At 71.1% G+C, this 19,200-nt stretch carries 18 protein-coding genes; 10 read left to right on the top strand and 8 right to left on the bottom strand.

Annotation, left to right across the window (positions count from 1 at the left end; genetic code table 11):
- The first annotated feature begins 6 nt into the window (after positions 1 to 6).
- The 3 genes from ACFYNL_RS11520 to ACFYNL_RS11510 all read left to right on the top strand — a co-directional run bounded on the left by ACFYNL_RS11520 (position 7) and on the right by ACFYNL_RS11510 (position 2,747).
- On the top strand, positions 7 to 783 hold the full coding sequence (locus tag ACFYNL_RS11520) for a chorismate synthase (RefSeq protein WP_388800310.1): 777 nt from the start codon (positions 7 to 9) through the stop codon (positions 781 to 783).
- The gene (gene menC, locus ACFYNL_RS11515) at positions 780 to 1,889 is read left to right on the top strand and encodes an o-succinylbenzoate synthase (RefSeq protein WP_388800307.1); all 1,110 of its coding nucleotides are present in this window, start codon (positions 780 to 782) and stop codon (positions 1,887 to 1,889) included. The genes ACFYNL_RS11520 and menC overlap by 4 nt, the downstream gene beginning before the upstream one ends.
- Before the next feature lie 66 nt (positions 1,890 to 1,955).
- Complete coding sequence (locus tag ACFYNL_RS11510) at positions 1,956 to 2,747, top strand: PDZ domain-containing protein (protein WP_388800304.1); 792 nt, start codon at positions 1,956 to 1,958, stop codon at positions 2,745 to 2,747.
- An 81-nt stretch (positions 2,748 to 2,828) separates the two neighbouring features.
- On the opposite strand, the gene ACFYNL_RS11505 is transcribed toward ACFYNL_RS11510, so the two are convergent.
- Genes ACFYNL_RS11505 through ACFYNL_RS11485 form a run of 5 tightly spaced genes read right to left on the bottom strand, consistent with a single transcriptional unit; the run spans position 2,829 to position 7,022 of the window.
- Entirely contained in the window at positions 2,829 to 3,791 is a 963-nt protein-coding gene (locus ACFYNL_RS11505) for a glycine betaine ABC transporter substrate-binding protein (RefSeq protein ID WP_388800301.1), read from the bottom strand.
- Positions 3,788 to 4,618, bottom strand: a complete 831-nt coding sequence (locus tag ACFYNL_RS11500; protein ID WP_388800298.1) for an ABC transporter permease — start codon at positions 4,616 to 4,618, stop codon at positions 3,788 to 3,790. The genes ACFYNL_RS11505 and ACFYNL_RS11500 overlap by 4 nt, the downstream gene beginning before the upstream one ends.
- On the bottom strand, positions 4,615 to 5,877 hold the full coding sequence (locus ACFYNL_RS11495) for a betaine/proline/choline family ABC transporter ATP-binding protein (protein ID WP_388800295.1): 1,263 nt from the start codon (positions 5,875 to 5,877) through the stop codon (positions 4,615 to 4,617). The genes ACFYNL_RS11500 and ACFYNL_RS11495 overlap by 4 nt, the downstream gene beginning before the upstream one ends.
- Positions 5,870 to 6,517 carry an ABC transporter permease gene (locus tag ACFYNL_RS11490; RefSeq protein ID WP_388800292.1) on the bottom strand — a complete coding sequence of 216 codons (648 nt, stop codon included), beginning with the start codon at positions 6,515 to 6,517 and terminating at the stop codon, positions 5,870 to 5,872. The genes ACFYNL_RS11495 and ACFYNL_RS11490 overlap by 8 nt, the downstream gene beginning before the upstream one ends.
- Positions 6,518 to 6,542: 25 nt before the next feature.
- Positions 6,543 to 7,022 (bottom strand): Lrp/AsnC family transcriptional regulator, encoded by a 480-nt coding sequence (locus ACFYNL_RS11485; RefSeq protein WP_388800643.1) that lies wholly within the window; start codon positions 7,020 to 7,022, stop codon positions 6,543 to 6,545.
- Between the two features lie 138 nt (positions 7,023 to 7,160).
- On the opposite strand from ACFYNL_RS11485, the gene hppD reads away from it, so the two are divergent.
- Together hppD and ACFYNL_RS11475 are read left to right on the top strand one after the other, a co-directional pair.
- Complete coding sequence (gene hppD, locus ACFYNL_RS11480; RefSeq protein ID WP_388800289.1) at positions 7,161 to 8,306, top strand: 4-hydroxyphenylpyruvate dioxygenase; 1,146 nt, start codon at positions 7,161 to 7,163, stop codon at positions 8,304 to 8,306.
- A 152-nt stretch (positions 8,307 to 8,458) separates the two neighbouring features.
- Positions 8,459 to 9,316, top strand: a complete 858-nt coding sequence (locus tag ACFYNL_RS11475) for a Teichoic acid biosynthesis protein C (Precursor) (RefSeq protein ID WP_388800286.1) — start codon at positions 8,459 to 8,461, stop codon at positions 9,314 to 9,316.
- A 138-nt stretch (positions 9,317 to 9,454) separates the two neighbouring features.
- Here the strand turns inward: ACFYNL_RS11475 and ACFYNL_RS11470 are convergent, their stop codons facing one another.
- Positions 9,455 to 10,930 carry a tetratricopeptide repeat protein gene (locus ACFYNL_RS11470; RefSeq protein WP_388800283.1) on the bottom strand — a complete coding sequence of 492 codons (1,476 nt, stop codon included), beginning with the start codon at positions 10,928 to 10,930 and terminating at the stop codon, positions 9,455 to 9,457.
- 92 nt (positions 10,931 to 11,022) lie between these two features.
- On the opposite strand from ACFYNL_RS11470, the gene ACFYNL_RS11465 reads away from it, so the two are divergent.
- A complete protein-coding gene (locus ACFYNL_RS11465) occupies positions 11,023 to 12,429 on the top strand; it encodes an FAD-binding oxidoreductase (protein ID WP_388800280.1) in 1,407 nt (468 codons plus the stop codon).
- 19 nt (positions 12,430 to 12,448) lie between these two features.
- Here the strand turns inward: ACFYNL_RS11465 and ACFYNL_RS11460 are convergent, their stop codons facing one another.
- On the bottom strand, positions 12,449 to 12,862 hold the full coding sequence (locus ACFYNL_RS11460; protein ID WP_388800277.1) for an SsgA family sporulation/cell division regulator: 414 nt from the start codon (positions 12,860 to 12,862) through the stop codon (positions 12,449 to 12,451).
- Between the two features lie 260 nt (positions 12,863 to 13,122).
- On the opposite strand from ACFYNL_RS11460, the gene ACFYNL_RS11455 reads away from it, so the two are divergent.
- On the top strand, positions 13,123 to 14,676 hold the full coding sequence (locus ACFYNL_RS11455) for an RDD family protein (protein WP_388800274.1): 1,554 nt from the start codon (positions 13,123 to 13,125) through the stop codon (positions 14,674 to 14,676).
- A gap of 89 nt (positions 14,677 to 14,765) precedes the next feature.
- Positions 14,766 to 15,452 carry an RDD family protein gene (locus ACFYNL_RS11450; RefSeq protein WP_388800271.1) on the top strand — a complete coding sequence of 229 codons (687 nt, stop codon included), beginning with the start codon at positions 14,766 to 14,768 and terminating at the stop codon, positions 15,450 to 15,452.
- 9 nt (positions 15,453 to 15,461) lie between these two features.
- On the opposite strand, the gene ACFYNL_RS11445 is transcribed toward ACFYNL_RS11450, so the two are convergent.
- A complete protein-coding gene (locus ACFYNL_RS11445; protein WP_388800268.1) occupies positions 15,462 to 15,725 on the bottom strand; it encodes a hypothetical protein in 264 nt (87 codons plus the stop codon).
- 391 nt (positions 15,726 to 16,116) lie between these two features.
- On the opposite strand from ACFYNL_RS11445, the gene ACFYNL_RS11440 reads away from it, so the two are divergent.
- Positions 16,117 to 18,465, top strand: a complete 2,349-nt coding sequence (locus tag ACFYNL_RS11440; protein ID WP_388800265.1) for an immune inhibitor A domain-containing protein — start codon at positions 16,117 to 16,119, stop codon at positions 18,463 to 18,465.
- A 158-nt stretch (positions 18,466 to 18,623) separates the two neighbouring features.
- The gene (locus ACFYNL_RS11435; protein WP_388800262.1) at positions 18,624 to 18,974 is read left to right on the top strand and encodes a hypothetical protein; all 351 of its coding nucleotides are present in this window, start codon (positions 18,624 to 18,626) and stop codon (positions 18,972 to 18,974) included.
- Positions 18,975 to 19,200: the final 226 nt, after the last annotated feature.

Raw genomic sequence — 19,200 nt, 5'->3', positions numbered from 1 at the left:
CGACTCATGACCTCACTCAGCATCCGCACCGTCCATGACGTCGCCGGGTTCGGGGCCGTCGCCGACTTCTTCAGCGACGTATGGAACACGCCGCGGAGCGCGCCGCCGTTACTGTCCGAGACACTGAACAGCCTCGCCCACGCGGGCGGCGCCGTGCACGCCGCCCACGACGGTCCGAAGCTGGTCGGCGCGTCCGTCGCGGTGTTCGGGCCACCCGCGTCGAGACAGACGTACTCCCTGCTGACCGCGGCCGAGCGGGGCCTCGGCCACCAGGTGAAGCAGGCCCAGCGGGCGTGGGCCCTGGAGCACGGGGCCCGGACCATGCGCTGGACCTTCGATCCGCTGGTGGGCCGCAACGCCCGCTTCAACCTGGTCAAGCTGGGTGCCCAGGGGACCGAGTACCTCGTCGACTTCTACGGTCCCATGGCCGACGGCGTCAACGACGGCGACGAGAGCGACCGGCTGGCGGTGACCTGGGAACTCGCACCGTCCCTGCGGCTGCCCGACCAGCCGGACGCCCCGGCCGATCGCCAGGCCGCCCCCACCACGCACACCGCCCCCGACGGCGGCCCGCTCGCCCGCCGTGACCTCGGCGACCGGCACATATGGTGCCGCGTGCCCGACGACATCGTGGCGCTGCGGGCGGCCGACCCGGACCTGGCGCTGCGCTGGCGGCGGGCCGTGCGTGAGGTGTTCACCAAGGCCTTCGCGGACGGCTTCACCGCGACCGGGATGTCCCGGGACGGCTGGTACACGCTCACCCGCCCGGAGGCCGCCGCGTGAAACTGGAGCGCGTCGAGATCGTCCACGTGGCGATCCCGCTGGTCACCCCCTTCCGTACCTCCTTCGGCACGATGACCACGAAGGACACCTTCTTGCTGCACGTCGTCACGGACACGGCCGAGGGCTGGTCGGAGTTCGCGGGCGACCCGGAGCCGCTGTACTGCCCGGAGTTCGTGGCCGGCGCGGAGATCGTGCTGCGCGACTTCCTGCTGCCGCGGGTGGCGGCCCTGCCCGCGCTCGGCGCGGCCCACCTCGGGTCGGTGACGGCGAGGATCAAGGGGCACGAGCTGGCGAAGGCGGCACTGGAGACGGCGGTTCTCGACGCGGAGCTGCGGTCGTACGGGATGCCGCTCGCGACCTACCTGGGGTCGGTGCGGGAACGGGTGCCGGCCGGGGTGTCCGTCGGGATCAGGCGAAGCGTCGGCGAACTGCTGGACGACGTCGAGGGGTACCTCGCCGAGGGCTACGTCCGGATCAAGCTGAAGATCGAGCCCGGCTGGGACGTGGAGCCGGTACGGGCGGTGCGCGAGCGCTTCGGGGACGGGCTGCCGCTCCAGGTGGACGCCAACACGGCGTACGGCCTCGCGGACACCGAGCATCTGCGGCGGTTGGACGACTTTGGGCTGCTGCTGATCGAGGAGCCGCTCGCGGAGAACGACCTGTACGCCCACGCCCGTCTGCAGCAGCGCCTCGTCACCCCGGTCTGCCTCGACGAGTCCCTGCACAACGCCCGCGACACCGCGTCCGCGATCGCGATGGACGCCTGCCGGGCCGTGAACGTCAAGCCCGCCCGGGTCGGGGGGTACCTGGAGGCGCGGCGGGTGCATGACGTGGCGCACGCGCACGGGGTGCCGGCGTGGTGCGGCGGCATGCTGGAGACGGGTGTCGGGCGCGCACCGAACCTGGCGCTGGCCGCCCTGCCCGGCTGCACGCTCCCTGGGGACACCTCGGCGTCCAGCCGCTACTTCGCCGAGGACATCACGGAGCCGTTCGTGCTGGTCGACGGCCACCTGCCGGTTCCGCGGTCACCGGGCATCGGGGTGCGACCGCTGCCGGAAGCGCTGCGGCGCTTCACCAGGGCACGGCGAGACCTGTACGTGACCTGAATGGGGCACCCTGGGCAGCTCCGACCTGCACCGGGCCGGAACTCGCCGTCACGTTAGATTGATCCCGTGCTCTCTCGCCTCACGCGCCCCAGGGCCGCCGCCGTCTGTGCCCTGCCGGTCGTGGCCCTGCTCGCCACGGCGGCCTTCGCGCCGCTGCCGTTCTCGCTGACGCAGCCCGGCCAGACGACGAACGTGCTCGGCGAGGACAAGGGCGAGCCGGTGATCACGATCTCCGGCGCGCCGACCCGCGACACCAGCGGCCAGCTGCGCATGACGACCATCACGGCCACGTCGCCGGACACGGATGTCACGCTCGGCGACGTGATCGACGCCTGGTTCCGCACGGACCAGGCGGTCATGCCGCGCGACTCGGTCTATCCGAGCGGCCGCAGCACGCAGGAGATCGAGCAGTACAACACCGAGCAGATGAAGGAGTCCCAGGACGCCGCGACCGAGGCCGCACTGAACCACCTGGATCTGAACGACAAGGACATCAAGGTCACCCTGAAGCTCGCGGACGTGGGCGGTCCCAGCGCCGGTCTGCTGTTCTCCCTGGGCATCATCGACAAGCTCCAGGGCGACGGCTCCGGCGGCGACCTCACCGGCGGCCGCACGATCGCCGGTACGGGCACGATCGACGCGGCCGGGAAGGTCGGTGCGGTCGGCGGCGTGGCCCTGAAGACGCAGGCGGCCAGGCGGGACGGGGCGACGGTCTTCCTGGTGCCGAAGGCGGAGTGCTCCGAGGCGAAGGCAGAACTGCCGAAGGGGCTCCGGCTGATCCCGGTGACCACGCTGGAGGGCGCGGTGGGCGCGCTGAAGGCGCTGGAGTCGGGGAAGGGCCCGGTTCCCGGCTGCTGAAGCAACTCGTGCGGCTCGTGCAAATCGTGCGGCTCGGGTAACTCGTGCGGCCCGTTCGTCTCGGCGATGAGCTCGCGCGCGTCACCGCACGAACCCCTCCGCCTTCATCCACTCCAGCGCCACCTGATGCGGGTCCTCCCCCTCCACGTCCACCTTCGCGTTCAGGTCACGGGCCACGGAGTTGTTCAGTCTCCTGCTGATCGGATCGAGGATCCGGGGGATGGCCGGCCACTTTCGCAGGGTCTCGGTGTTGACCATCGGGGCGGCGTTGTAGTTGGGGAAGAACTTCTTGTCGTCGTCCATCACGACCAGGTTCATCGACTTGATGCGCCCGTCCGTGGTGAAGACCTCGCCGTAGACACAGGCGCCCTTCGCGGTCTGGGTGTAGATGATCCCGGTGTCCATCTGCGTGACGTTCCCGGGCGGGACGCTCATCCCGTAGTCCTTCTCCATGCCCCGCAGACCGTCCGCCCGGTTGGCGAACTCGACCTCCACGCACAGCGACACGGAGCCGGGGCCGGACTTCGACAGCGCGGCCACCTCGGACAGCGTGTTCGTGCGGTACTCGCGGTGGTTCTCCTGGTTCATCGCCAGGGCGTAGGTGTTGTTCAGCGCGGACGGCTCCAGCCAGGTCACCCCGTTACCGGCGTCCGCCTCGCGCACCGCCTCCCACTGCGCGTGCGGGTCCGCGACGGGTTCGCTGTGACCGAGGTACGTGATCCAGGCCGTGCCCGTGTACTCGTACCCGGCGTCCGCCTCGCCCTTGACCACCGCCTCACGGCTGCCGATGGAGCCCTGGATGCCGGTCCGGTCGAGCACCTCCGCACCGGCCGCCTGGAAGGCGATGCCCATGATCGCGCCCAGGATGAGCTGCTCGGTGAAGGACTTCGACGTCACCGTCAGACTCGCGCCCTTGAGCGGCTCGCCCCGCCCGATGGTCCCGGGACGCACGTCGTCGGCCATCGGGGAGCCGCTGGTCAGGCCGCAGCCGGGAGCCAGCGCCAGCAGTCCCGCCGCGAGCAGGGCCCCGCGCCGCCGCCTCATGTCTCCAGCCCCCGTGGCCGCAGCAGCACCTCGGCCAGCGACGCCAGCCAGTCCACCAGCAGGGCGAGCGCGACGGTCAGGACCGAGCCCAGCACCAGCACCGGCATGCGCTGGTTGGTGATGCCGGCCGTGATCAGCACGCCCAGGCCGCCACCCCCGCCGAACACCGCCAGGGTCGCCGTGCCGACGTTGAGGACCAGCGCCGTCCGTACGCCGGCCAGGATCAGCGGCACGGCCAGCGGCAGCTCCACCCGCGTCAGCACCCCCGTCGGTGACATGCCGATGCCGCGTGCCGCCTCCAGCAGGGTCGGGTCGTTCGCCCTGAGCCCGGCGATCGTGTTGGACAGCACGGGCAGCACCGCGTAGACGATCATGCCGATCAGGGCGGCCCTGCGGCCGATGCCCAGCCAGATCACCAGCAGGGCCAGCAGTCCGATCGCCGGCGTCGCCTGGCCCATGTTGGCGAACGCCATGGCCACCGGGGTCGCCTTCCGAAAGGCCCGCCGGGTGAGCAGGATGCCCAGCGGGATCGCGATGACCAGCACGAAGAAGGTGGAGATCGCCGTGAGTTCGATGTGCTCCCACAGGGCCTGGGAGACCTGGCCGTCGGACAGCGCGTTCTCGGACACCGGGTCCAGGTCGGCCTGCCGGAACCACAGCCAGGTCACCAGCAGCAGGACGACGACGAACGCGGGCACGAACGTCAGCTTCCGCCGACCCACCCGGCGCGCGGGGGGCCGCACCGCGACGGCGGCCCCGGAGGTCTCGGCCTCCGCCCGCTCCTCCGGCTCCTCCAGCGGCAGGTCGGGGGCCTCGGGAGCACTCACGTACTCTTCTCCCCTCCGTCGTCCTCCTGCTCGGCGTGCGTGCGGTCGCTGCGGGCGGCCTGAAGTTCGTGCTGCGCCTCCCGTGCCTCCAACCGGTCCGCCTCCAGCAGTTCATGGACGGAGTTCATCAGCGTGTCCATGTCGACGACGCCGGTGTACTCGCCGCGCCGTCCGGTCACCGCCACGCGGCCCGCGCTGTCCGTCAGCACCGCCTCCAGGGCGTCCCGCAGGGTCGCGTCCCTGGTCACCGTGTCGTGCACCGGCGTACCCGCCCGTGCCAGCGACCCCTTGGCCCGCATCATGTCGCCGCGTCGCAGCCACTTGTGGGGCCGGCCGCGTCGGTCGAGCAGCAGGACCTCGTTCGTGCCGCTCGCCCGCAGCCGGTCGAAGATCTGCTGGAGCGGGTCGTCGACGGTCGCCGTCGGGTAGTCGGTGATCGCCACGTCCCGCACCCGCGTCAGGTTCAACCGCTTCAGCGCGGCGCCCGCGCCCACGAAACCCGACACGAACTCGTCCGCCGGGTTGGTGAGGATGGCCTCCGGGGTGTCGAACTGGGCGATGTGCGAGCGTTCGCGCAGCACGGCGATACGGTCACCGAGCTTGATCGCCTCGTCGAAGTCGTGCGTGACGAAGACGATCGTCTTGTGCAGTTCGTGCTGCAACCTGATCAGCTCGTCCTGGAGGTGCTCACGGGTGATCGGGTCGACCGCCCCGAACGGCTCGTCCATCAGCAGCACCGGGGGATCCGCCGCCAACGCCCGCGCCACGCCGACGCGTTGCTGCTGACCACCGGAGAGCTGACGGGGGTAGCGGCCGTGGAACTCGCCGGGGTCGAGTCCGACGAGGTCGAGCAGTTCCTCGGTCCGCGCGCTGATTCGGGCCTTCGGCCAGCCGACCATCCTCGGTACGAGGGCGATGTTCTGCGCGACCGTCATGTGCGGGAAGAGACCGGCGGACTGGATGGCGTAGCCGACCTTGCGGCGCAGCTTCACCGGGTCGATCTCGGTGACGTCCTCGCCGCCGATGCGGATGCGGCCGGCGCTCGGCTCGATCAGCCGGTTGATCATCTTGAGCGTGGTGGACTTGCCGCAGCCCGAGGGGCCGACGAAGACGACGACCTCGCCCGCCTTGATCTCCATGCTCACGTCGTCCACGGCCGGCTGCGGACCGCCGGGGTAGCGCTTGGTCAGGTTCTCCAACTCGATGGCGGCGCCGTGGTGGCCGTCGGGGCGGGCGCCTCGTGTGCCGGTCTCAGACACGGATCCCCCTCGGCACGGTCAACCGTCCGAGCAGCACGTACGCGGCGTCGAAGAGCAGCGCCAGGACGATGATCCCGAGCGTGCCCGCGAGGACCTGGTTGAGCGCGTTCGCGCTGCCCAGCGAGGCGAGGCCACGGAAGATCACATTGCCGAGGCCGGGGCCGGAGGCGTACGCCGCGATCGCCGCGATGCCCATCAGCATCTGCGTCGCCACCCGGATCCCGGTCAGGATCGGCGGCCAGGCCAACGGCAGCTCCACCCGCAGCAGCCGCGCGGCGCGTGACATGCCGATGCCGCGGGCGGCGTCCACCAGCGACGGGTCGACCCCGCGCAGCCCCACGATCGCGTTGCGCACGACCGGCAGCAGCCCGTACAGCGTCAACGTGATCACGGTGGGCGCCACGCCCAGCCCCACGATCGGTACGAGCAGACCGATCATGGCGAGTGACGGAACGGTCAGAACGGTCGAGGTGGCCAGCGTGGCGAGGTTGCCCGCCCACTCGCTCCGATACGTGGCGACGCCGATCAGCACGCCCAGCACGGTCGCCACGACCATGCACTGGAAGACGGCGCTCGCGTGCTGGTAGGCGTCGGTGAGCAACTGCTGGTGCCGGCCTCCCAGGTACTCCCAGAAGCTCACCCGCTCACCCCGCTCACCAGGTCGGCTAAGTCCTCTCCCGGTCCTCGGCCGCCTGCTCCACCAACGGGATGATCCGCAGCGGAACGGGGTTCTCCATCACGATCGCGGTGGAGGCCCGGACGATCCCATCGAAACCGACGACCCGGTCGATCACACGCTGGAGATCGGCGTTGGAGCGGGCCACGAGCCGGCACAGCATGTCCCCGGTCCCGGTGGTGGTGAGCAGCTCCAGAACCTCCGGCACGGTCGCCAAGTGGGCCCGCACGTCGGCCCCTTGACCCTGCCTGATCTGGAGCGTGGCGAAGGCGGTGACCGGATAGCCGAGGGCCGCCGGATCCACCTCGGGACCGAATCCGCGGATGACTCCGTTCGACTGAAGCCGGTCCAGCCGCGCCTGTACCGTCCCGCGGGCCACGCCCAGCCGCCGGGACATCTCCAGCACTCCGATCCGCGGCTCCCGCGCCAGCAGCACGATGATCCGCCCGTCCAGATGATCGATCGCCACAGCAGCCTGCCCTGTCTCTTCGCTCGGAGTGGTCATCCTGTACAGAAGGCCCGCAGAAACGAGAACTGCACTGGTCATGTTGCCCAATGAATGAGCGAACTATTGCGCACCTTGCCCCACCGGAGTGAGGCTGCGCCTATGACGCAGACCACACACCACACTCCCGACACCGCCCGGCAGGCCGACCCCTTCCCGGTCAAGGGAATGGACGCGGTCGTCTTCGCCGTGGGCAACGCCAAGCAGGCGGCGCACTACTACTCGACCGCCTTCGGCATGCGTCTCGTGGCCTACTCCGGACCGGAGAACGGCAGCCGCGAGACCGCGAGCTATGTGCTGGAGAACGGCTCCGCCCGCTTCGTCCTCACCTCGGTCATCAAGCCCGCCACCCCCTGGGGCCACTTCCTCGCCCAGCACGTGGCCGAGCACGGCGACGGCGTCATCGACCTCGCCATCGAGGTCCCGGACGCGCGCGCCGCGTACGCCTACGCCCTCGAACACGGCGCCCGCTCGGTGGCCGAGCCCTACGAGCTGAAGGACGAGCACGGCACCGTCGTCCTGGCCGCCATCGCCACCTACGGCGAGACCCGCCACACCCTCGTCGAGCGCACCGGCTACGACGGCCCCTACCTGCCCGGCTACACCGCCGCCGCGCCGATGGTCGAACCCCCCGCCCAGCGCACCTTCCAGGCCATCGACCACTGCGTCGGCAACGTCGAGCTCGGCCGTATGAACGAATGGGTCGGCTTCTACAACAAGGTCATGGGCTTCACGAACATGAAGGAGTTCGTGGGCGACGACATCGCGACCGAGTACAGCGCGCTGATGTCGAAGGTGGTGGCCGACGGCACGCTCAAGGTCAAGTTCCCGATCAACGAGCCCGCCATCGCCAAGAAGAAGTCCCAGATCGACGAGTACCTGGAGTTCTACGGCGGCGCAGGCGTCCAGCACATCGCGCTGAACACCAACGACATCGTGGCGACGGTCCGCACCATGCGCGCGGCCGGCGTGCAGTTCCTCGACACCCCGGACTCGTACTACGACACCCTCGGTGAGTGGGTCGGCGACACCCGCGTCCCCGTCGAGACCCTGCGCGAGCTGAAGATCCTCGCCGACCGCGACGAGGACGGCTACCTGCTGCAGATCTTCACCAAGCCGGTCCAGGACCGTCCGACCGTCTTCTTCGAACTCATCGAGCGGCACGGCTCGATGGGCTTCGGCAAGGGCAACTTCAAGGCGCTCTTCGAGGCGATCGAGCGCGAGCAGGCCAAGCGCGGCAACCTCTGAGTGGCCCGGGGGCACGGCGAGGCCCCTGCGACTCCTGAGGCCACTGCGCATCCTGTGAATTCGTAGAAAGCGCAACCAACACGCGTCGGCCGGGTATCTCCTGTCGTGCGGGGCGCCACGGGGGCGCCCCGCACGAGCGGGGGAGGGCAGGAGTGACCTACCGCTTCGACCTGACCGCACCGGCCGAGCGCTGGCTGTGGAAGAAGGGCACGCTGAAGGAGCCCACGCTGCTTCAGTCGTTCGCCTTCGACGAGGTCCACAAGCACCTGTACGTCCTTCAGCTCCGCCCCGGCGGCGGCCCGTCCGGCGACCTGTGCCTCAACCGGCTCGACTACCGGGGCAAGCGGCTGGGCCACATGTACCTGCGGGGCTTCGGACACGGCGTCAGCATGGGCGTGCAGCACGCGTCCGACGGCACCGTGTGGATCTGGACCGAGGCCGACGCCGAGGACGGCTACGGCAGGGGCGTCACCCGCTTCCGCTTCTCCGCCGGCGCCGTCCGCACCCGCGACGACGTCAAGGTCCGCCACCCGGTCCCGGGCTCCACCTCCAACCAGCCGTCGGTCTGCACGGCCTCGCGCCGCATCGCCGTGCGCCACCGCGTCGCCGGCGAACCCCGCTACCGGGTCTGGGACCTGGACGCGTTCGTCGCCCGCGACTACTCCGCCCCGATCGCCGACTTCCCGCAGACCGGCGCGCATCCCGACCCGACGGTCCCGTTCCAGGGGTACGCCCTGCACGGCGACCACGTCTACCAGCTGGCCGGCACCGCGTACGACGCCAGGACCAACCCGCCCGCCCGCCGCGGCAACGTCCACCTCTCCTGCCTCGACATCCGCACCGGCGAACTCCTCGACCGGCAGCGCACCGAGGCCGGCTACTCCCTCGACCACCGCGAACCGGAGGGCCTCGCCGTCCGTCACGGCTCCGGCGGCCGACTGTGCCTGGGGCTCGGGTCGGGGAAGGTGGGGGAGCGCAGGTTCTCGATCTACTGCAAGCCCCGCGCCTAGCTCGCGTCCGCAAGCCCCGCGCCTAGCTCGCGTCCGCAAGTCCCGCCTGCCCTGCGGGCGGACGACGGGACTTTGCGGACACGACCCGGGGCGGGCCGGGCACTTCCCGCTCGCCACACGCCCCCGGCGGCCCCCCGACTACCGCCGCCCCCGCTTCGCGTCCCCCGCGTCCCAGTCCGGCACGTCCCGCACCGACGGCTCCCCCAGCTCCCGCAACGCCGCCTCGGCCGCCGGCGCCCGCGTGGGCGAGAAGCCCGGATTGATCCGCAGTGCTTCCTGCAGATGCCGTCGCGCGGCCCCCGCCAGCTTCAGCTCCCGCTCGATCATCCCCCGGTGATACGCGTACAGCGCGCTGCGGACCGTGCCACCACGGGCCCGGTCGGTCGCCACCCTGGCGAACCTCAGCGCCTCCTTGTGCTCCCCGGCCCGGTGCAGCGCCCAGCCCAGCGCGTCGGCCACCGCGATCCCCGGCTGACGCCGCCACTCGGCCCGCAGCCGCCGTACCGCGGACCCCGCGTCGCCGTGGTCCGCCTCGAAGCGGCCCAGCAACAGCTCCTCGTCCACCCCGCCGGCGGTAGCCCGCGCCGCCCGCTCGCGCAGCAGGTCGTACTGCACCCGCGCCGCCTGCCCCAGCCCCAGCGACTCGTACAACTCGCCCAGCTCCATGGCGTACTCGGGGCACGGCTGCTTGGCCAGAGCCACCCGGTAGGCGTTCAGCGCCTCCGTCGTACGGCCCATCGCCGCCAGCGTCCGCCCCTGCCCGGCGAGCGCGGCCCTCTGGTCGGGGTCGAGCCGCACCGCCTCCTGGAAGTGCCGCAGGGCCACGTCGAAGTCGCCGCGTTCGAAGGCGAGTCGACCGGCCCCTTCCAGGTACGCCGCCCGCTGCGCCGGGGCGTCGGCCGCCGCCGCCGCGTCGGACAGCGCCGCCGCCGCGTCCTCCCGCCGGCCCCGGTCCCAGTAGACGGCCGCCGCCCGTGCCCGCACCTCCGGGCCGGAGCGCAGCTTCAGCAGCCGGTCCAGGGCCCGCTCGGCCGCCTTGTACCGGCCCAGCCCCGTGTACGCGTCGATCAGCAGCGGATACGTCGTCCACCGCTTGCGGTCCGTCTTCAGCGCCGCCTCGGCCCAGGTCCGCGCCGCCCCGAAGTCCCGCCGGGCGTTGGCCAGGGCCGCCATGCCGTCCAGCGCCTCGGCGTTCCTCGCGCGCGCCTTCAGCGAGGTCCGCAGCGCCTTCTCGGCCTTCGGGAAGTACCCCGGCTCCGCGGTCCGCCGCCCCTGCTCCACATACGCCGCCCCCAGCACCGCCCACGATCCCGCGTCCCCGGGGCGCCTGCGCACCCGGGCCTCACGCTCCTCGATCAGCACCGCCAGGTCGGGCAGCGCGGCCGGCACCCCCGTCGTCACCGCGGCCAGCGCCTGCGCCCCCGGTGCCGGCGCGGGCGCCGGCGACACGTCCGGCCCCCACGGCAGTAGCGCCGACAGCCCGCCCAGCACGGCACACCCCGCCGCCGAGGCGATCAGCACCCGCCGCCGGACGAGTCGGCGGCGGCCCGCTGGGCCCTGCGCGTTGTCCGGGGCGTCGCTCCCCACGGCGTCGTCGATGGCGCTCTTCTCCATGGCGCTCACTGTGCGTCAATACGACGACCACACCCCGCCGCCCGGCGTCCGGCGTACACGGGGTTCACACCGATGGCCCCGGGTGCCACGCTGTGATCATGAGCCGTACCGAAGCCGCACCCCACCAGGCCCACGGTGACCTCACCGAGCGGCTGCTCGCCGGTCTGCCCGCCGAGGCTGTCCTCACCGACCCCGACGTCACGGCCTCGTACGCCAACGACATGGCGAGCTTCTGCCCGGCCGGCGCCCCGGCCGCCGTCGTGCTGCCGCGCACCGTCGAACAGGTCCAGCACGTCATGCGCACCGCCACCGAACTGCGCGTCCCGGTCGTCCCGCAGGGCGCCCGCACGGGCCTGTCGGGCGCCGCCAACGCCACCGACGGATGCATCGTGCTGTCCCTGACCAGGATGGACCGCATCCTGGAGATCAACCCGGTCGACCGTATCGCCGTCGTCGAGCCCGGCGTCATCAACGCCGCCCTCTCGCGGGCGGTGGGCGAACACGGCCTGTACTACCCGCCGGACCCCTCCAGCTGGGAGATGTGCACCATCGGCGGCAACATCGGCACCGCCTCCGGGGGCCTGTGCTGCGTGAAGTACGGGGTTACGGCCGAGTACGTCCTCGGCCTGGACGTCGTCCTCGCCGACGGACGCCTGATGTCCACCGGCCGCCGTACGGCCAAGGGTGTCGCGGGATACGACATGACCCGTCTCTTCGTCGGCTCCGAGGGCTCGCTCGGCATCGTCGTACGGGCGGTCCTGGCGCTGAAGCCGCAGCCGCCCCAGCAGCTGGTGCTGGCCGCCGAGTTCGCCTCCGCGGCCGCCGCCTGCGACGCCGTGTGCCGGATCATGGCCGGCGGCCACGTCCCGTCACTGCTCGAACTCATGGACCGTACGACGGTCAAGGCGGTCAACGCCATGGCGCACATGGGGCTGCCGGAGACCACCGAGGCCCTCCTGCTGGCCGCCTTCGACACCCCCGACCCCGCCGCCGACCTCGCCGCCGTGGGCGCCCTGTGCGAGGCGGCCGGCGCCACCCAGGTGGTCCCCGCGGACGACGCGGCCGAGTCCGAACTCCTCCTCCAGGCACGCCGGTTGTCCCTCACGGCGCTCGAAGCGGTGCGGGGCGTGACGATGATCGACGACGTGTGCGTGCCGCGCTCCAGGCTCGGCGACCTGATCGAGGGTGTCGAGCGGATCGCCGAGAAGCACCAGCTCACCATCGGGGTCGTCGCACACGCGGGTGACGGCAACACCCATCCGACCGTGTGCTTCGACGCGGGCGACACGGACGAGTCCCGGCGCGCCCGCGAGTCCTTCGACGAGATCATGGCCCTGGGCCTGGAACTCGGCGGCACGATCACCGGCGAGCACGGCGTGGGCGTGCTGAAGAAGGAGTGGCTGGCGCGCGAGATCGGCCCGGTCGGCATCGAGATGCAGCGGGGCATCAAGCAGGTCTTCGACCCGCTGGGCATCCTGAACCCGGGCAAGCTGTTCTGACCCGTGCGCCGGGTACGGCTCACCGGGCGAGCAACTGGTCGAGCGCGTCGTCCATCCCCAACTGCTCGCCCTCCGCTCCCGGCGGCACCATCCGCAGCGTCCGCTCCAACCAGGCCGACACCTGGGCCGCCGGCGCCTCCAGCAGGGCGTCCCCGTCCGGCGAACTCAGCGCCATCAGCACGACGCTGCGGCCCCCGGTCCTCGTCGGCCACACCCGTACGTCCCCGTGCCCGCACGGCCGGAACACCCCCTCGACGAGCAGGTCACGGGAGAACGTCCAGTCCACGGGGTGCTCGGAGGTGATGTGGAAGGTGACGTGGACGGCGTACGGGTCGTCGCTGCGGTAGCTCAGCCGGGCCGGTACGGCGACGCTGCGCTCCGGCGACAGGATGAGCTTCAGCTCCAGTTCGCGCTCGATGACGGTGCGATGCATGGCGTGGGTGTCCTCTCCCGTGATGTGTGCCGGCCCTCGGAGCGGGCTCGTACGAGTGGAGAGGAAGCGGGGGGCGGATCATTACGCGGGTTCGCCGGACTTTTTCGGAGCCTTCCGCCGGGCTCTTTTCGTGTTGTGAAGTACGTGTACGAGGTTGCCCGGAAAGGGGTGGGTCCCGCGGGACTGGCGGTGGATGTTGCGCCGGTCTGATAGATGTGGAGGCCCTCAACCGACCCTCGAGCAGATACCGGACGACGGACATGAGCGCCCCAACCCCGGCCCCCGGTGACGACAGGCCCCGCGAAGGGTATTACCCGGACCCGTCCATTCCTGGATATGTCCGGTACTGGAACGGCGCCTCCTGGGTGCCGGGCACCAGCCGTCCGGCACCGACCGACGGCGAGACGCTCAGCCCGCCGCCGGGCGCCCACCCCGACGGCCCCGCGTCCACGGCCGCCCCGGCAGCCTCGGTCGAGGAGACGGGCCCGCACTTCTTCGACGAGGACCCGGCCGCGGAGCCCGCACCGGACGGGGCGCAGCACGGCAACCGCCCGGAGCCCGCGTCCGCGTGGGGCGCCGACCCGTCCCGCCAGGCCGGTTTCGGCGGCGACCAGGACCACCGCGTCTCCTGGGGCGCCCAGCAGGGCGGTGACCCGAGGGACCCGCGCGCGGCGGCCGGCCGTGCCCAGCAGGGCGCCGCCCCGTCCGCCCGGACGGAGGCGGACTCCGGCGACGTCGACTCCGCAAACACGTTCATGATGCGCAGACCCACGGCCGGGTCCGGTGAGGCACCCGCCGCCGGCACCCCGGGCCGGGCCGCCGCGAACATCCCCGGCCCCGGCGGCCCCGCGCCCGCCGAAGGCACCATGGCCATCCGCGCGCTGTCCCCGCGCACCGGGCAGCAGGGCGGGGCGGCCGGGGCGCAGGCCGGGAGCACGGGCGCGTCCGCCGGTTCGGGCGCCGCACATACGGACGCGCACCGCTCGTCGGCGACCGGTGCCCCGCAGGGCCCCGGCTTCGGCGCCGGCAAGGCCGCCGCCGAGCGCGCCGCGGGGGCCCAGGCACAGGCCCAGGCGGGCGCTCAGGCCGCCGCCGCTCCGACGGCCCCGGCCGCTCCGCAACAGCCCTCCCCGAGCGTCCCCCAGCAGGCCGGCCCCCAGTCGGCGGCCGCCGGGTCCGCCGCGCCCATGGCTTCCGGTGCCGGCGGTGGCCAGTCCTCCTGGGCGCAGCAGGTCCACCGGCTCGCGGACCCGTCCGGCGACGGCCAGCCGGTCGCCCCGTGGAAGCCCGTGCGCGAGGACCCCTTCGCGGCGGCCGCCCTGCGCCAGGCCGCCGCCCGCCCCGCGAACCTCGGCAAGCGGCTGGCCGCGCGGCTGGTGGACACCGTGGTGCTGGCCGCCGTCACCGCGGTGGCCGCCGTGCCGCTCGGCACCAGGGCGATCGACCACGTCAACGGCAAGATCGACGAGGCCAGGCTCTCCGGCCGGACGGTCACCGTCTGGCTGCTGGACGGGACCACGTCGGTGTACCTGGGGATCGTCCTCGCCGTCCTGCTGCTGTTCGGACTCCTCTACGAGGCGCTGCCCACCGCCAAGTGGGGCCGCACGCTGGGCAAGAAGCTGCTCGGCCTGGAGGTCCGGGACATCGAGGCCCACGAGCCCCCGCAGTTCGGCGCCGCCCTGCGCCGCTGGCTCGTCTACAGCGTCCCCGGCCTGCTGGTGGTCGGGGTCGTCGGTGTGCTGTGGTGCCTGTTCGACCGGCCGTGGCACCAGTGTTGGCACGACAAGGCGGCGCGTACGTTCGTCGCGGGATGACCGCGTACGGCGTACGGCCCGGTTGATCTCGTACCTCGGACGGCCCCGCGCCGGATGCGAAGCCGCGGGGTTCGCGGTCGACTCGGGCCATGAGCAGCGAACCGCCTCCCGGCCCCGGCGGGCAGCCCCCGGAGGACGACCCGTTCAGGAAGCAGCCGCCGCAGCCGGGCGGCTCGGACACGCCGTACGGCGACCAACCGCCGTACGGCGGCCAGTCCCCGCCTCCGCCCGGCGGCGGACCGTACGGCGGCGGTCCCTACGGTGGTGGCGGCCCCTACGGGGGCGGTGACCCGTACGGCGGCGGTGGCGGGCCCGCCGACCCGCTCGCCGGGATGCCGCCCCTGGCCGACAGCGGCAAGCGCACGCTGGCGCGCATCATCGACATGATTCTGGTGGGCGTCGTCGTCTGGCTGCTCACCTGGGGCTTCGGCGTCACCGAGTACGACGTGGACACCGGCGACGTGGAATACGGCAAGTCCTTCGTGCAGTCACTCGTCGCCGCCGTGCTCTTCATCGGCTACGACACCGCCATGACCGTCCGGTCGGGACAGACGCTCGGCAAGAGGCTGCTCAACATGCGGGTGGCCAACCTCGACAACGGCGCCACGCCGTCCGTGCAGACCGCGCTGATCCGGGCGGCGGTGCTGTGGATCCCGTTCGCCTTCTGCTGCGCCTGTATCTGGACCGCCATCGCGGGCGGCTGGAGCTTCTTCGACCGGCCCTACAAGCAGGGCCTGCACGACAAGGCGGCGAAGACGGTGGTGGTCAGCGTCTGACGCGGGCCGTCAGGACTGCGTCAGCACGGGCTCCTCGGTCTGTTCGGACCGGTCCGCGCCGGCGGCGGACCTGCGCACCGCCACCACACGGGACCTTTGGGGCATGGGCACCGTGATGGCGACCAGCAGTCCCAGCAGGAGCGCCGCGGCGGCGATGACCGCGATCCCCGCGCCCGAACTCGTCTGGGAGAGCAGCAGCATGGCGAGCGTCGAGAAGATCACGGTGCACGAGCCGTAGGCGAGCTGTGCGGCAGTCGGACGAGGCATGATCATCGTGTCCTCGGAATCAGGGGTGCACGGGGGTCTCGGCCTGGCTTTCCGCCGACGTCCGGGCGTTCCGCCATCCGACTCTAACCGCGTGCATGCCCGAGGGGAACATTCAGTAAGCGTGACCTGACCAACAGTGCCGGTGCACGGGGGGCGCACGGAGTCATGGCGTCCACCAAGTGGACGGCGCCGCGCGCCCGTTGGTGGAAGATCGTTGTTCGCTAAATGAATCGCCGACTCCGCATAGTGCAATTGACCTGTCCAAGTCAAGGTCTGTCTTTTCTCGTTAACCTCTAGTCAAATGTCGTCACTTGACTACACGCGTTGATCGGCGCGCGCGGACCCTCCATGACCAGGATCCTTCATTCCGCGCGCCCGCACGCGGGGGAGGAAGCAAGTGACCAGCAGACCCTGGACGTTCAGAGCGGCGGCTACCACCGTCGCGCTCGCGACGGCCGCGGCGACCTTCTCGACCTATGCGGTGGCGCAGGCCGACGAGGGAACGTCGAAGGCTCCCGTGGAGCGGCACGACCCGGCGGAACACAATCACGTCGACCACGACCTGGAAGGGCCCCTGAGCAAGACTCAGGAGGCGCAGCGCGAAGAAGCCCTGAACCAGGTCATATCCGGCGAAGCGAAGGTGACCAAGCGCGAAGGCTCGCAGGTCGTCAAGCTCAAGAGCAAGAAGGGCGACAGCAAGTACGTCGAGCTGGGCCGCGAGAAGACCGACAAGATCTTCACGATCCTGGTCGAGTTCGGCGACAAGATCAGCGAGTTCGGCGGCACGCCCGGCCCGCTGCACAACCAGATAGCCAAGCCGGACCGCAAGAAGGACAACTCCACGGCCTGGAAGGCCGACTACAACCAGAAGCACTTCGAGGACCTGTACTTCGGCACCGGCAAGAAGACCGAGTCGGTCAAGAAGTACTACGAGAAGCAGTCCTCCGGCCGCTACTCGGTCGAGGGCGAGGTCTCCGACTGGGTCAAGGTCCCCTACAACGAGGCCCGCTACGGCAACAACGCCTGCGGCCAGACCAACTGCTCCAGCGTCTGGAACGTCGTCAGCGACGGACTGAACGCGTGGGTCTCCCAGCAGAAGGCGGCTGGGAAGACCGACGCCGAGATCAAGGCGGACGTCAAGCAGTTCGACCAGTGGGACCGCTACGACTTCGACGGCGACGGCGACTTCAACGAGTCCGACGGCTACATCGACCACTTCCAGATCGTGCACGCCGGTGAGGACGAGTCCGCGGGCGGCGGTGCGCAGGGCGAGGACGCGATCTGGGCCCACCGCTGGTACGCGTTCGGCACCGACGCGGGTGCCACCGGCCCCGAGGGCAACAAGCTGGGCGGCGCGAAGATCGGCGACACCGGCGTGTGGGTCGGCGACTACACGGTCCAGCCGGAGAACGGCGGACTCGGTGTCTACGCCCACGAGTACGGCCACGACCTCGGTCTGCCGGACCACTACGACACCGCGGGCGGCGAGAACTCCACGGGGTTCTGGACGCTGATGTCCTCCGGTTCCTGGCTCGGCAGGGGCAAGAACGAGATCGGTGACCTGCCCGGCGACATGACCGGCTGGGACAAGATGCAGCTGGGCTGGCTGAAGTACGACACGGCCAAGGCCGGCACGCACTCGTGGCACAAGCTCGGCGTCGCCGAGTACAACACGAAGCACAAGCAGGCCCTCGTGGTCGAGCTGCCCAAGAAGAAGGTCACCACGCCGATCGTGGAGCCGGCTCAGGGCGCGAACCAGTGGTGGAGCGGCAGCGGCGACAACCTGTCCAACACCCTGACCCGTTCCGTCGACCTCACGGGCAAGTCCGCCGCCTCGCTCACCCTCGACGGCTGGTGGGACATCGAGGCGGGCTACGACTACCTCTACACCGAGGCTTCCACCGACGGCGGCGCCAACTGGACGGCCCTCGACGGTACGGCGGACGGTGTGGCCCTCGGCAAGGACGCCAGCGGCAAGCCGGCGCTCGACGGCTCCTCGCAGACGCACAAGAAGCTGGTCTTCCCGCTCGACGCCTACGCCGGCAAGAAGATCGACCTGCGCTTCCGCTACCAGACGGACGGCGGCGTGGCCCAGAAGGGCTTCGCGGCCGACGAGATCACCGTGACCGCCGACGGCACGGCCCTGTTCTCCGACAACGCCGAGACCGCGGACGCCGCTTGGACGAAGAAGGGCTTCGCCCGCATCGGCGCGTCCATCACGGACGACTACGCGCAGTACTACATCGCCGAGAACCGTCAGTACGTGTCGTACGACAAGACCCTGAAGACGGGCCCGTACAACTTCGGCTTCTCGAAGTCCCTTCCGGACTGGGTGGAGCACTACGCGTACCAGAACGGCCTGTTGATCTGGAAGTGGGACACCTCCCAGCAGGACAACAACACCAGCCAGCACCCCGGTACCGGCCTGGTCCTGCCGATCGACTCCCACCCGACCGCGATGAAGTGGTCCGACGGGACCCTGATGCGCAACCGCATCCAGTCCTACGACTCGCCGTTCAGCAAGTTCCGCACGGACGGCATGTGGCTGCACAACGCGGACGTCGCGACCAAGATCCCGTCGAGTCCCGGGGTGCCGGTCTTCAACGACCACACCAGCACGTACTACGACGCGACGAACCCGGCCGCGGGCGTCAAGATCACTGACACCAACACCAAGATCAAGATCCTCAAGGAGGCGAAGGACGGCTCGACGATCGAGCTCGAAGTCGCCCCTGCGGTGAAGTAAACAGCGTTTTCGCAGGTCAAAGCATGATCGGCGGTGACCCCCTGGCGGGGTCGCCGCCGATCGTGTTTAGGTGCACCCTGTGCTTCCGTTATTGACACCGGCTCCGACGCCGGCCCCGACCCTGACCTCGACACCGAATCGCACGGGGGTGTGACCGCATGGCCGCAGGAGGTTTCTGCAAGCTGCCGACCGGCAGCGTGGTGGTGGCGCTGAACCTGCCCAGACCCACCGCCCACGGCACGGGCTGCGTCCGTGTCCTCGTCCACGCCCAGAACCGCGCCCGAGCCCTGACCAGGCTCCGCAACCTGGGTATGCGCGCCGTCTACCTGCGCGGCAACGCCGCCCCGCCGACCCCGGACGAGATCACGGCGGTCCTGCATCACCCCGACGGCCTGATATGGCGCACGGCCCCCGACAACGGTGTCGGCACGGTCCCCGGCCCGGAGCTGGCCCAGGAACTCTGGCACCCGATCAGGGCCCTCCTGAGGCGCCCGGCGGCAACGCCCTAGGTGGGCTGTCCCGGGACGTCGGTGACACGCGTGCTGGGTGCTTGCCCAGGCGAGGGCCCGCTCACGCCCCCAGGGGCGCGGGGAACTGCGCGACCAGCCACGACGCACCGGCACCCACCCACGGCGCTGCGCGCCGGCGTCGCGCGGCGCCGAGCTCCGCCTGCGCGGCGAGGGCACGATCACGCCCTGAGGGGCGCGGGGAACTGCGCGACGAGCCACGACGCAC

Source organism: Streptomyces sp. NPDC007808 (genome assembly GCF_042868655.1).
Taxonomy (GTDB): Bacteria; Actinomycetota; Actinomycetes; order Streptomycetales; family Streptomycetaceae; genus Streptomyces.
This window is presented reverse-complemented; position numbering and strand designations above follow the sequence as displayed.

What these genes read in the sequence shown, in the direction of transcription:
- ACFYNL_RS11520 (WP_388800310.1), top strand. Translation starts at nt 7, where the DNA reads ATGACCTCACTCAGCATCCGCACCGTCCATGACGTCGCCGGGTTCGGG.
- ACFYNL_RS11505 (WP_388800301.1), bottom strand. Translation starts at nt 3,791, where the DNA reads ATGAGGCGGCGGCGCGGGGCCCTGCTCGCGGCGGGACTGCTGGCGCTG.
- hppD (WP_388800289.1), top strand. Translation starts at nt 7,161, where the DNA reads ATGACGCAGACCACACACCACACTCCCGACACCGCCCGGCAGGCCGAC.
- ACFYNL_RS11470 (WP_388800283.1), bottom strand. Translation starts at nt 10,930, where the DNA reads ATGGAGAAGAGCGCCATCGACGACGCCGTGGGGAGCGACGCCCCGGAC.
- ACFYNL_RS11460 (WP_388800277.1), bottom strand. Translation starts at nt 12,862, where the DNA reads ATGCATCGCACCGTCATCGAGCGCGAACTGGAGCTGAAGCTCATCCTG.
- ACFYNL_RS11455 (WP_388800274.1), top strand. Translation starts at nt 13,123, where the DNA reads ATGAGCGCCCCAACCCCGGCCCCCGGTGACGACAGGCCCCGCGAAGGG.
- ACFYNL_RS11450 (WP_388800271.1), top strand. Translation starts at nt 14,766, where the DNA reads ATGAGCAGCGAACCGCCTCCCGGCCCCGGCGGGCAGCCCCCGGAGGAC.
- ACFYNL_RS11445 (WP_388800268.1), bottom strand. Translation starts at nt 15,725, where the DNA reads ATGATCATGCCTCGTCCGACTGCCGCACAGCTCGCCTACGGCTCGTGC.
- ACFYNL_RS11435 (WP_388800262.1), top strand. Translation starts at nt 18,624, where the DNA reads ATGGCCGCAGGAGGTTTCTGCAAGCTGCCGACCGGCAGCGTGGTGGTG.